At 42.5% G+C, this 13,594-nt stretch carries 10 protein-coding genes and 1 tRNA gene; 2 read left to right on the forward strand and 9 right to left on the reverse strand.

Annotation, left to right across the window (positions count from 1 at the left end; all coding sequences use genetic code 11):
* Nucleotides 1–46: 46 nt before the first annotated feature.
* From HXT52_RS05845 to ftsY, 7 genes are all read right to left on the reverse strand, one after another.
* Nucleotides 47–1,387 (reverse strand): ATP-binding protein, encoded by a 1,341-nt coding sequence (locus HXT52_RS05845; protein ID WP_421775893.1) that lies wholly within the window; start codon nt 1,385–1,387, stop codon nt 47–49.
* A 274-nt stretch (nt 1,388–1,661) separates the two neighbouring features.
* Complete coding sequence (locus HXT52_RS05850) at nt 1,662–2,456, reverse strand: type 1 glutamine amidotransferase (RefSeq protein ID WP_419388958.1); 795 nt, start codon at nt 2,454–2,456, stop codon at nt 1,662–1,664.
* Nucleotides 2,457–2,461: 5 nt separating this feature from the next.
* The gene (locus tag HXT52_RS05855) at nt 2,462–3,880 is read right to left on the reverse strand and encodes a MurT ligase domain-containing protein (protein WP_421775894.1); all 1,419 of its coding nucleotides are present in this window, start codon (nt 3,878–3,880) and stop codon (nt 2,462–2,464) included.
* Nucleotides 3,881–3,886: 6 nt separating this feature from the next.
* The gene (dnaB, locus tag HXT52_RS05860) at nt 3,887–5,359 is read right to left on the reverse strand and encodes a replicative DNA helicase (protein WP_375169184.1); all 1,473 of its coding nucleotides are present in this window, start codon (nt 5,357–5,359) and stop codon (nt 3,887–3,889) included.
* A gap of 77 nt (nt 5,360–5,436) precedes the next feature.
* Nucleotides 5,437–6,798, reverse strand: a complete 1,362-nt coding sequence (locus HXT52_RS05865; RefSeq protein WP_410313832.1) for an MATE family efflux transporter — start codon at nt 6,796–6,798, stop codon at nt 5,437–5,439.
* Between the two features lie 278 nt (nt 6,799–7,076).
* Nucleotides 7,077–8,858 (reverse strand): ammonium transporter, encoded by a 1,782-nt coding sequence (locus HXT52_RS05870; protein ID WP_421775895.1) that lies wholly within the window; start codon nt 8,856–8,858, stop codon nt 7,077–7,079.
* Nucleotides 8,859–8,951: 93 nt separating this feature from the next.
* A complete protein-coding gene (gene ftsY / locus HXT52_RS05875) occupies nt 8,952–10,058 on the reverse strand; it encodes a signal recognition particle-docking protein FtsY (protein ID WP_004136562.1) in 1,107 nt (368 codons plus the stop codon).
* Between the two features lie 208 nt (nt 10,059–10,266).
* On the opposite strand from ftsY, the gene HXT52_RS05880 reads away from it, so the two are divergent.
* A complete protein-coding gene (locus tag HXT52_RS05880; protein ID WP_004126433.1) occupies nt 10,267–10,524 on the forward strand; it encodes a glutaredoxin domain-containing protein in 258 nt (85 codons plus the stop codon).
* A gap of 72 nt (nt 10,525–10,596) precedes the next feature.
* Nucleotides 10,597–10,669, forward strand: a tRNA-Lys gene (locus tag HXT52_RS05885).
* Nucleotides 10,670–10,738: 69 nt separating this feature from the next.
* Here HXT52_RS05885 and HXT52_RS05890 read toward each other — a convergent pair.
* Nucleotides 10,739–12,154: a DUF4032 domain-containing protein gene (locus HXT52_RS05890; protein WP_032841644.1), complete on the reverse strand. Its 1,416-nt coding sequence runs from the start codon at nt 12,152–12,154 to the stop codon at nt 10,739–10,741.
* Between the two features lie 301 nt (nt 12,155–12,455).
* The gene (locus HXT52_RS05895; protein ID WP_119521024.1) at nt 12,456–13,583 is read right to left on the reverse strand and encodes an ABC transporter ATP-binding protein; all 1,128 of its coding nucleotides are present in this window, start codon (nt 13,581–13,583) and stop codon (nt 12,456–12,458) included.
* Nucleotides 13,584–13,594 lie beyond the last annotated feature (11 nt).

Raw genomic sequence — 13,594 nt, forward strand, 5'->3', positions numbered from 1 at the left:
TAAAAAAACTTGTTTGTTGTCAAGTTAAAAGGTAACTCACACGTTATTACAGGTTGTTTTCTTTCAGCGCAAGTTCTATAAGCTTATCCGTATAATCAGCCATAAATAACGGAATATTCAACATATCATCATCTAGTTTTAGATTATTCAGCGAGAATCGTATGCGTAATTTCGTTTGATTAGGGAATAATTCTTTAAACTTTTTCAAACTTCTACTATTAATATTTGCTTCAGATTTAACCTCAACAGGGAAAATATCATTTTCTCGTTGAATAAGAAAGTCCACTTCATACGGCGGATTTGTTTGAGACCAGTATCTAGGCGTCACTTCAAATTGAGTAAGTAGCGCTTGCAAAACATAATTTTCTGTTAAAGCACCTTTAAACTCAGTAAACAGCCTATTGCCTTCCGAAAACGCGGTCGGAGCAAGTTTTGCTAATCGCCTTAACAAACCAACATCTGCTAAATAAATCTTAAAAGCAGATACATCATCATAAGCAGCAATAGGTAAACTCGGCGCAGTATTTCTATAAATTTTATACACCAATTGTGCCGATACTAGCCATTGCAAAGCGTCTTCATATTCTCTTGCTCGCGCACCATTTTTAACAACTTTATACAAGAATTTTTTGTTTTCGCGCGCAAGTTGAGATGGAATAGAATTCCAAATCATTGATATTTTTGGAAATTCACTAACATTAGGATGCTTTGCAAAATCTCGTTCATAAGCTGTTATAATCTCAAACAATGTCTCTTGCATTGCGTTCACATCTCGTGCTTTAGCCCACATTAAAACTGACTCAGGCATGCCTCCTGTAACATAATACATTTTTAATTTCTCGTATAGCGGATTAAAAAATGCGTCTGGAATCGGCTCTATTTTATCGATTTGTTCAATAAACTTCGCTAGATTTTCATCTCCATTAGCAAGTAAAAACTCTGTGAAATTCATTGGGTTTATTTGCATAAAATTAACTTTTCCAACTGGGAATGAAGATGGTTTGGCAAGCGTTATTCCAAGCAATGATCCAGCGCAAGCAACATGATATTGCGGAGCGTTTTCACAAAAATATTTCATCGAGTTTATTACTTCTGGACAGTCCTGAACCTCGTCAAATATAATAAGCGTGTTTTCTGGTTCGATTTTTTGACCACTTGCAAGCATTAGGTTTTGTAAAATTCGCTCCACATTTTTAGTGGTTTCAAAGAATTGCTTATATTCTTTGTTTTCGTCGAAGTTAAAATAAGCAATATTTTTGTAGTAAAGCTTACCAAATTCTTTTAGTATCCAAGTTTTACCAACTTGACGCACGCCTTTTAATATCAACGGTTTACGGTACGGCGAGTTCTTCCATGCTAAAAGTTTGCTCATAATCAGCCTTTTCATGATTACTCACCTTTCATCTTGCGTTACGCTATTAGATATTGCAGCCGTATTAACGCTTCGCTGTTTCTACGCTTAGCTTCTCTGATGTTCCGTTATATTTTGCGTTATCTTTTATCGTGTATCACATTATTATATATGTTTTGGTGCATTTAATCACATAATTATACATATTTTAGTGTTTTTTATCACATAATTCTACGCATTGAGTAACACTCAGCATGAAATAAAACGATCAATAAAATTTCTACTAAATCGCGTATACGCCTATGTTAATTTACCGCGGACGAGTTATGGCTACCTCGCGAGCGCGGTCTGCTAATTCGTCTAGTTTCGCAAGCTCCGCGCGTTGAGAATCAGTCTGCTTTGGCGCAAATTCACCGTAACGATTTTGTGCAGCCGTAAGAATTAAAAAGTCAGCCAGACGCGGATTTTTCGGCAAAACCGAGCCGTGCATATACGTTCCAATAACATTGTATTTGCGCGCTCCTTCCGTGTGATCTTTGCCATTATTACCGCAATTTTCACTATCAACCGAGCCAAGTGGCAGCGTGCCATCTTGCAAGCTTGTGCGTCCAGAATGGTTCTCGTAGCCCACAATATCGCCAAAATCGGCGCTATGCTCTACTAAATTTCCAATCATACGCACATCTTGACCAACGGTATGCTCGCCAAGTATTCCAATTCCTTTAAGCTTTTGACCCTCAACGGTTTCAAAATACTCTCCAAAAAGCTGGTAAAGTCCGCAAATCATAAGCATTGGAACGCCATTTTCTGCAAGCTCACGAATCGCGTCTGCGCGCGCAAATAAATCTTCAGTAACTCTACTTTGACCATGATCTTGACCGCCGCCGCCAAGAATCATATCTACACGCTCTGGCCAATCTTCGCCAACGTTGTACTCGTGAAGCACTGGCTTGTAACCATACAATTCCGCTCGGCGCATAATCGTAAGCACATTGCCGTAGTCGCCGTAAATATTCATGTCTTTTGGATATAGCGACACAATATCTAGCACGCGATTTTCTTCACAAGTAGCATTTGCTTTACTAATATCACTGGAACCATTCATGACTATTACTTTCCGACTCCAACGTCTTTAACTTCCGCAAGTTGCGCTAAAGCCGCGCGCACGCGAAGCATGGCAGTATACGTGCAATATATGCGTTTAGCGGTTTTAGCATTGCCACTAAAATCGCCGTTCACGAAAGATTTAACGTCTTCTTCCAAATCCGTATTCACATTGCGAGATGAGACCTTATCATATTGCAGCCGCAAAGCCATATCCCACGCTCGAGTTCCAGAAACGCACGCAACTCCCGCGCTTCTAAAGCTTGCAAAATCAACGTCCCACAGCCAGCTCATGTCTCTACCGTCAGCGTATTCGTCACAAATTGCAATCATGGTATCGTGATTTTGCGGATGATCCGAAGCAATCGCAAGCCTAAAACCAATAGGATTCTTCACTAAAACAAGTTCAACAGGAGCGCCATTAACTTCAATTACTTCGCCTCTACCAAAAGCAGGAGTTACGTGCGAAATCGCTTCCATAAGCGCATCGTCGTCGAATTTTTGCAGCGCAGAATTTTGTTTTGCAGCATCCGCTAAGATAGCGCGAACTACTGTTGCTGCAGCAGCAGCGTTGAAAATATTGTAAGCGCCGTCAAGTTTTACAGATGTGGTTTTGCGCTTGCCATCAAGTATAAACTCAGCCTCGTGGTCTCCAACTTTTGAAAGCACAACGTCTGCTTTAGGAAGATTGCTATTTTTCCCCACTGCAACATCTTCGCAATTTTCGCTTTTTTCGGAACTATTGTGCAAATCATCATCCGTCGGGAACATGCTTTTTACAGCATCATCTAAACCAAAATATTGCACGCGAGCGCCGGAAGGAACAAAGCTTGCGAGCGCACAAATACGTGGATCCTCACGGTTTAGCACTACTGTTCCTTCGGTTGTGGCAGCTACGTTGCTTAATAGTTTTGCAGTTGTATCTATTTCGCCGAATCGGTCGAGCTGGTCTCGCATAACGTTTAGCAATAAAGAGTAGCGTGGCTTGATTTGATTTACAAAATGCACTGCATACGCTTCATCTAGCTCTAAAACTGCAATATCAGCGTCTAGCTTTGTACCAAAAGCCGGCATTGTTTTTGCAAGAGCAGCAACTACTCCTCTAGTAAAGTTTGAACCGGTTGGATTAGTAAATACGTTAAGCCCCGCCTCGCGCAGCATAGAAGTTACCATACGCGTTGTGGTAGTTTTGCCATTGGTTCCAGAAACGAGCACTATTCCGTATGGCAATGTGGAAAGAGTGCGCGCTAAAAAGCCTGAATCGAGGCTCTCAATAACTTTACCAGGCAATGCGCTTCCACCATGATGAAGCAGCCTAGAAAGCGCGCAAACAAGTTTCCCAACAGCAGGCATGGCAAAGCTGTACCAATGCTTATGCAAATCTTTGTGAAACTTTTTACGCGATTCATGGTCGCCGCTTGACATACTAAATCACACTCCCGCCTGCTGGTAATCTTGCGGCATATCCATGAACTTGGAAGTTGCACCCAAGAATGCAAGATTAAACGTGTCAGTAGGACCATTACGATGCTTTGCCATAATAATATCGGCTTCGCCCGGGCGATCTTCCTTATTGTAAAAATCAGGTCTATGCACAAGGAACACAACGTCAGCATCCTGCTCAATAGAACCAGATTCACGCAAATCTGAAAGCTGCGGCTTTTTGTCGTTTCGCATTTCCGGTCCACGATTAAGCTGGCTCAAAGCCACAACTGGCACTTCAAGCTCTTTAGCGAGAAGTTTTAGCGCACGCGAGAATTCCGAGACTTCCTGCTGACGACTTTCTACACGCTTACCGGAACTCATCAGCTGAAGGTAATCAATAACTACTAGCTTCAGATCATTAGTCTGCTTGAGCCTTCGGCATTTTGCACGAATTTCCATCAAACTCATATTTGGGCTGTCGTCAATAAAAAGCGGAGCATCCTGCATTTTTGTCCAGAAATTATTGAGAGTATTCCAACGATCTGGAGTAATATCTTCTGCTCTTCGCATGGCGGCGAGTGGAATATTAGTTTCTGCAGCAATAATGCGCTGAGCTAATTCTACTTTGCTCATTTCTAGAGAGAACACAATAGATGTCATATTGTGGTGTAGAGCCGCCGAGCGAGCAAAATCAATGCCAAGCGTTGACTTACCCATGGCTGGACGGCCTGCAACAACAATCATTTGACCAGGCTGCAAACCCTGCGTAACTTCGTCAATGTCACGAAATCCTGTTGGCACACCCTGCTCAAGTTCGTGATTTTGCATTTTATCGAGCTGATCAAGAGTATTTTGCAAAACTGGACCAATGGCAACGTAATCCTGACGCACTTTGCCTGCACTCATCTCATACACTTCTGATTGCGCAAGATTTACAATATCTTCTGCCTGAGCCCCGGATGCAGAATAGCCCATTTGCGCAATTTTTGTTCCAGCAGTAATAACGTTACGAAGAATAGCATTTTGATGCACAATATCTGCGTAGTACATTGCGTTTGCGGCTGTTGGCACAGAAGCTACTAGGCTGTGCAAATAGTCAGCTCCGCCAACTTTATCGAGATTTCCATCCTTCATTAATTCGTTAGCTACAAGCACAACATCAACAGGCTGAGAGCCTGCAAAAAGCGTAAGAATAGCATCGTAAATAGTTTGATGCTGAGGCTGATAAAAATCTGCTGTTTCTAGCACTTGCGATACTTCACCGATAGCATCTTTGCTCATAAGCATTCCGCCAAGCACTGCCATTTCGGCGTCAACATCGTGCGGAGGCACACGATCAAACAGTGTAGTACCGCTTGTTCCTTCAGCGTTACGAGTAGCTCCAGAACCATATATCGGTGCGCCAACATTGCCGCCACGATTGCTTCCTGCGCGGCCAGTATTGCCATTAGTAGACTGCCACATATCATTATCTGCCATAAAAACGAGTATAAACGCGCGCACGTATTTAAGAACAAAAACTTCAAAATATTTTCGCAAGTAATATTACAAAATATTTATAGTTTTAGTGCAGCATTCATCCACAAATCGTTTCTAATGCGCAAACTATTTCCCAGCGCACGACCGCCAATATACACTGAATTTAGCACAATCCACAATGTGATTGTTCTTATTACATCGTTCGCGTTAAAAGCAACGTCAAAACAGCTTGTACAAATAAGTACGCCTAAATACACAACTGCCGTTGCTGAGCATGATTTTGCTAAGTAAGAATGATCACCAGCTCCGATCAATACTCCATCTAGCGCCCACATCCATCCAGCAAGAGGCAAGAACAAGCCAAGAATTGTCATGCCTACAGAAATTAAAAGTTGAATATCTGCGCGCGGACTAAACAGTGACGAACAGCTCCACCCCACTAAAATCATGAATAAACCGACTCCTAAGCTGCTTACAGCACCAACTTGAGCACAAATGCGTGTAATAACTCCAGCACGTTTACGTAGGCCTGCTCCTAGCACTGAGGCAACAATAGTTTGTGCCGCAATACCAATAGCATCGAGAATATTCATAACAAAATTCCAGCAAGAATTAGCAACTTGATACGCAGCAAGCGTATTTGTACCAAGACGAGTTGCAGCAACAACCGTAGCAACCATGCACACGCGCAATGCAAGTGTTCGCACGAATAGTGGCATGCCAGTTCCTGCAGAATGTAAAATATGTTGAAAATTAGGTTTAAGACGAGCACCACTTTGCATAGCCCAAATAACAGCTGGAATACTGAGCACAAGCCCCATATACCATTGAGCAATCATTGTTGCAATTCCAGAGCCGGCAATTCCCATGTTTAATCCAAAAACAGCAATCACATCGAGAATAGTATTGAGCACAGCGCCACTAGCAGCAGCAAATAAGGTTATACGGACTTTTCTAAGCCCTCGAAATATTCCGTTTGCAGCATACACAAGAAGCATTGCTGGAAGGCCTGGCATAACCATTTGAGTGTACACAATAGCATTTTGCAACGTAGAGCCACGCGCGCCTATTGCGTAACATAGCGGCTCAGCGGCGAAAATAAGAAATGCTGTAAGAATTACACCAAGAAATAATGCAAGCCACAAGCCGTCAATTCCAACACTAAAACCTTCTCGACGTTTCCCCGCGCCTAAAAGACGAGCAACTTGAGAAGTTGTGTTGTATGCCAAAAATAAGCAAAGACCTGCAACGGTAAGAAGTACTGTTGAGCCAATAGAAAGTCCAGCCAACGCGTTTTTGCCAATATGACCAATAATAGCAGTGTCAATAAGTACAAACGCAGGTTCAGATATAAGCTGCCCAAAAGTTGGTACAGCAAGTATCCAAATATTGCGAAGTACCTCTTTTTTATTCTGATTATCCAACTCTTGATTCATCATAATGCTTCATTTCACTGCTATCTAGCGAATCGCAGCAAATGCAATATTGTGCAAATACTACATAAAAAATATTCGCGATTGAGCTAACACAAATATGAGTAAAGTGCAAATAAAAATATGATTCCGCAAAGTTATTCGCAATATATCCACATTGTTATCCCCAACATGTGGATAATTTTGTAAGATGTCCACTTAGACACGCCTTAAATGTGGATAACTTATCTTTTTATCCACATTTAATAATTCGTGCGTGTCTTACGGAATCTATTTTTCCAGCTTTACTTACCGTTATCTTCGCGAGATTTACTAGATTTTTTATTGTTTTTATTAGATTCTTGCTCTTCTTCTAATGTTTTTTCGTCTAAATTAACTTCAGATTGACTCTTTTCGGATTCGCCATTAGTTTCAGAATCTGATTCCTTATCAGCTTCCAAAACTGTTTGCTTATCTGCACTAGTCGATTCAGACTCCAGAGAATTGTCATCAACTGCAATATCAACCGAAGTAAGAACGGCCATCTGAGTTTTACTTGACGCATCGTCAGACACCGCAACAACAGCACCTTCATGACTTTGAGCAATGGCAGAGAAATCATAAGCGCGTTCGCCTTGATCGGCTAAATCAACGCCCTTACGTTCCTTAGCTTCAGAAATACGCCATCCAAAAAGCTTTTCGAGAGCAAAAGCAACGATAGCTGTTACAGCACCAGAGTAAAGCACTACAATCCCGATTAAGCAAAGTTGCGCAACAAGCTGATGCCAATCTCCAACAGAAAGCAAACCAGAACCATCTGCAAAAAGTCCAACGGAAATTACACCAATAAGAGCTGCAACACCATTTACACTTACAACATGCAAAGCTCCGTCATAACGTGCGAAAGTGCGAGAATGAGTCACAAGTGAAGTAATAACGCCAGAAAGCACACCCAAAACCAAAGCCCACAGCGGCGCAATAACGTCTGCTGCAGCTGCGCTAGCAGATAAACCTGCCATAACGCCGGACGCAGCACCCAATGCAGAGAAACATCCAGAACGCAAACGTTCGGTCACGCCCCAAGCCAACATTGATGCAGATGCGGTTATTGTGGAACTTACCCAAGCATAACCAGCAACACCTGGAACACCGGCGGAAGAGCCAATCATTAAGCCAAGCCATCCGAACCAAATCAAGAAAATTCCAAGCATAACAAATGGGACATTATGCGGATGACGAACAGAACCATTTTCAACAGATGACTGAGAAGAAGTTTCAGCGACTTCAGCCACAGTAGCTACTGAAGAAACAACAGATTCGGTAGAAGAATTATCCTGAGCCTTTGCAACATCAGCCCACAATGCTCGAGATAAACGGCTCTTTGCATTACGAGAATTAGTTTTAGCAGATGCCGAGCCAGCTCCTGTTCCAGCATGAGCAACATTTTTAATATGCAATACCAGACGCTTCAATGGGAAATGAGCGTGTCCGCCAATAATCATAACAATTGCAAAAGCTGAAACTGCAGCAGCAATATGTAGTAAAGATCCGCCTGCAAAATCATGCACTTGAATGCCCAAAGCTTGCGAGATAGCTCCATTAGGAGACAGCAATCCGCCGCCACAAACCATATGAGCAAGCGGAGCAAATACTAAAGTAACCCAAACAGCCACGAAAATAAGCCAAATAGCATAGCGCACACGCCCAGCCAATGCTCCCGTAATTAAAGCAACTGCAACAACTGCGCAGGCTAAACGGAATGCGGCAGGAATGCCTCCAGCTAATCCGGAATTAGCATCCATAGATGTAAATACACCATGGTCTGCAACCATAGAATCGCGGAATAGTAAACCGCTAAATGGGTCGCCAACAACTCCGCCAGCCATATCTTTACCAGCAAAAGCCAGTGACCATCCCCACAAAGTCCATACAAGCGTTGTAACAGCGATAGCGCCAGCGGATAACATCATCATATTTACCATAGAAGTAGCGCGTTCGCGGCCGCCATAAAATAGAGCAATACCCGGCGTGATAATAAACACCAATGCGCCAGCCAACAACGCCCACTGCGGATCCATTGTGGTCATTTTTCACCTCAATTATTTCAAACAGTGCAAGGAATAACCATTGCAGCTGATACATCACTTTCTACCTATTGTAGTCGGAAATTCAAATATATCTTATGCCAACAAACCTTCAACAAAACTTTGCGGATCAAATTGGATTAAATCATCCGGCCCTTCTCCTAATCCAACAAGTTTTACAGGAACACCAAGTTCTTTTTGAACTGCAACAACAATTCCACCTTTAGCAGAACCATCAAGCTTTGTAAGTACAACTCCAGTAATGCCAATCGCTTCAGCAAATATTTTTGCTTGAGCCATTCCATTTTGCCCAGTAGTAGCATCTAGAACAAGCAGTACTTCATCTACAGGCATAGTTTTTTCTACTACTCTCCGAATTTTCCCAAGCTCATCCATTAAATTCGCTTTATTTTGTAAACGTCCAGCAGTATCAATAATAAGAACATCAGTTTTATTTTCTTTAGCTTTTTGTGCGGCTGTAAAAGCTACGGACGCAGGATCAGCACCATCTTTATCTGCGCGAACAACTGGCACATTTACTTCAGATGCCCAGGTTTCAAGCTGATCCGCTGCTGCTGCTCTGAATGTATCTGCAGCAGCCATCATTACAGATTGCTTTTGAGCAACAAATAGTCTTGCTAGCTTGCCTGCAGTTGTTGTTTTTCCAGTTCCGTTTACGCCAACCATCATAATAACGCCTGGATGATGCGCATCAGGCTTATTTTCATTCAAACGACGATCAGTATTTTCACCAACCAATTCCAAAAGTTTTGCACGCAAAGCCTCACGCACATCTTCTGCACTAGAAGTTCCAGAAATACGAGCATCTTGGCGTAAAGAATCAACTAATTCCTCACTAGCTTTTGCGCCAACATCAGCCATCAATAAAGTATCTTCTACATCTTCCCAGTCTTCCTTAGACAGATGGTCTTTGCTTATGATATTGAAAAGTGTGAGACCGAATGGATTTGCGCTATTAGATAAACGTTTTCGAAGGCGCTGTAAACGAGAAGTTGTTGATTCTGGAATCTTAGATTCGTTCTTGCCTACTTCAACTGAATCATCAACACTTGCTGGAATTTCAGGGCCTCGACTATGGCTGCAAATTCGCAAGATTACTGCAACAGCCACTAGCAACACAGCAATAACTATGGTCGCCGCCACAAACCAGATCACCATATTCATATCTAAAACCATGTTCATGAAATTAAGCCTATGAAAATCAAGGGACACTAGCAATAGATTTCACTATTTTTTCTCATCTTCGTCACACTTTAAAATCTAACTACCGCAACACAATAGATTCCATTACACTGTTAAAAGCAATATATTGCGAAAAAATAAGCAATCTAAATGTTCTAATAATTAATTAGTGCTGATTAGAAATAATTAGTGGTTTTAAGGAGATTTTATGGCAGATAAATCTATAGAAGTATATGGTGCTAATTGGTGCGGCGATTGCATAAGAGCAAAAGCTGCACTTAACAAGTACGGCGTAGATTTCATTTGGCACGATATAGAAACTGAAGAAGGCGCTGCAGAAAAAGCCGTAGAGATTAGTGGTCAAAAGCATATTCCGGTAGTTACTTTTGCTGACAATACTTTTATGGTTGAACCATCCGCTACACAAATTAAGTCAAAGCTGGAAACATTAGGAATACTGCAATAATTTGTTCATAACACGCACAACAGTATATTGGTTTCACTTCGTCTATTGAATGTAGTATACTTGGCGTTTGTTGCCCCTTTAGCTCAATTGGCAGAGCAGAGTCCTTTTAAGTCTTGGGTTGTGGGTTCGAGTCCCACAGGGGGCACTTTTTTATACCCAAATTTAGACTTATGCTTTAATGCGCTACTTAATAAAACAGTAATTATATTAAAAATCAACTTGCCCAAACGCTTGCGTCTTGATCATCTTCGTCAATATTAGCGCCAGAATTATTTGCTTGCGAGTAAGTAGATTCATCATCTACTACGCCAGAATCAGCATCCGCGTTAATTGCAGCAAGCACGCGTTTGTCCATTTTGTACTGAGGAAGCACATTTTTAATATAGCTTGTCACAGCATCTTGCATAGCAACGTCGTGACCAACTTTTTCTGCCATAAACCAACGATGATCCAAAACCTCATGGAAGAACTGCGCTGGTTCAATTTGCGAACGAAACTCAGGAGGAATCATACGAACTGTTGGCTCGAAAATTTCACGCATCCAATCAGTCGCGACGATTTCAAGCTCTTCACCTTGACGCCATGTAGAAGTGCGGTATGCATCCAAATCGTTTAACAACCTTCGAGCCTGATTTTCTTGCACGTCCAAGCCTGTCAAACGTAGCAACTTGCGCGAAGCATAACCAGCATCCACAACTCGAGGACGAACAAGCACTCTGCGACCATCCTCGGAAGTTTTCATTTCTAACTCGTCAACGTCAAATCCCAATTCATTAAGACGATTAACGCGGCGCTCAATTCGCCACATCTCATCAGGACTGAACTTATCGACGTCTGTAAGCGTACTCCAAAGTGAATGATAGCGATCCACTAAACGATTGCCTATGCTAATTTCATCTACTTCCGTAGGCAAAAGCTGACCGGAACTCAAATCCATAAGCTCGCCAATAATATTGGTTCTAGCTAAATCAATATCGTATTCTCTCTGTCCTTCTGTTAAACTTCCGTGCAAATCACCAGTTTCTGCGTCAACCAGGAATGCGGAAAACGCATCAGCATCTCGCAAAAATAGTACGTTAGAAAGTGAAACATCACCCCAATAGAAGCCAGAAAGATGCAGACGCACCATCAGTACAGCCAAAGCATCAATAAGTCGTTCAGCAGTGTCTGGTCGCAATGTGCGGGCAAATAAAGCACGATATGGCAGAGAGAATTTCAAATGCTTAGTCACAAGTATTGCTTCAAGCATTTCGCCATTAGCGTCTCTGCGTCCTGCAACAACTGCTATAGGCGTTACAGTTGGCAACTCAAGCTTGCGCAATCTACGCAAAAGTTCGTATTCTCGTTCTGCAACTTGACGAGTGATTTCCTTCATGGCATAAACTTCATCGCCAACATGAACAAAACGCACAATATGTCGAGAAATACCACGAGGAAGGTTTACAAACAAATCAGCCGGCCATTGAGAAAGTGGCAGCTCCCACGGCAACGTAAACATCTTAGGATTTGAACTAGCTGCAGTAATCTTAAGCGCAGTAGGCTCCTGAGACAACGCACTCTCGTCCTGTGCAGATACAGAAGTTGCCTGCACAGCACGCGGATCCAATTGAGGAGCGTCATTCCATTCCATAGTTTCCATTTACCAATCAAGCTCGTGCCAACAATACAATCTGCAATAAATATTAATCGCAAATCAACCACTGGCTAATTATTGATAACAACTATACATAATAAAGCATGTTTAGCAATGTACAAACTTTCGCTTGCTTTTATTTTGTTTTAAATTCTGCTTTTGTTTTTATTTTTCTGACAGTTTTACCGATTTTTACCGATTTTGCTGGCAAAAACGGGGTTCGCTTTCATTGCGAACCCCGCCATACCCTTATACCGAAAGTTTGCTCATTTTGCTTTCGTAAAGCAAACCTACGCTTTTAGTTCAAACGCAGCTCAGTAGAAGGTGCAAACAGATGCATCTTAGATGGATCAATCTTAATCTTGACAGTATCGCCAACCTTCGGCAAAGCACGTGGATTCACGCGGATTGTCGTAAGCTTGTTCTGATCAGACATCATAGTAGATGCCTCTTCAGGAGAACCATCAGTTATGATATTGCCGTAGATGTAACCATCAGAACCGAGATCTTCTACGTTCATAACCTTCAAGGAGAACGCATTTGGATCATCGAAAGTTGCCAAGCTTGCGTCTTCTGGACGGAAGCCAACAATAATCTGTCCGCAATCTTCTGCAGTGAGCTTATCAACAGCTTCGCTTGGAAGAACAATAGAATCCTCACCAATCTGAGCACGTCCATTAACCACTGGATGCTGGTTAATGTTCATAGATGGAGAACCAATGAAGCCTGCAACGAACACGTTTGCTGGGCGATCATAAAGCTCGGTTGGAGCACCAACCTGCTGCAAAACGCCAAGCTTGATAACGGCAATACGATCACCCATTGTCAAAGCCTCAGTCTGATCGTGGGTCACGTACAGAGTAGTAACACCAAGCTGACGCTGCAAAGCAGCAATCTGCGTACGAGTCTGCACGCGGAGCTTAGCATCGAGGTTCGAAAGAGGCTCATCCATAAGGAAGACTTTTGGTTCACGCACAATTGCGCGGCCCATAGCAACGCGCTGACGCTGACCACCAGACAAAGCCTTTGGCTTACGATCCAAATACTCTGTCAAATCCAAAACTTCAGCTGCTTTTTCAACACGCTTGCGGATTTCTTCCTTAGGAACACCAGCAATCTTCAAAGCAAAGCCCATGTTGTCTGCAACTGTCATATGTGGGTACAACGCGTAGTTCTGGAAGACCATTGCAATATCGCGATCCTTTGGCTGCATTGTAGTAACATCTTGACCGCCAATGAGGATACGTCCTTTGTTAACCTCTTCAAGGCCTGCCAACATGCGCAAAGTAGTAGACTTACCGCAACCAGATGGACCAACAAGTACGAGGAACTCGCCATCTCTAATAGTCATGCACAAATCGTCAACCGAAGGCTTATCGTTGCCCGGGTATATACGAGTTACATGATCAAATACAACTTCTGCCATGATATGTCCTT

The sequence above is a fragment of the Gardnerella sp. KA00288 genome, from assembly GCF_049244085.1.
In the GTDB taxonomy this organism is placed as follows: domain Bacteria; phylum Actinomycetota; class Actinomycetes; order Actinomycetales; family Bifidobacteriaceae; genus Bifidobacterium; species Bifidobacterium greenwoodii.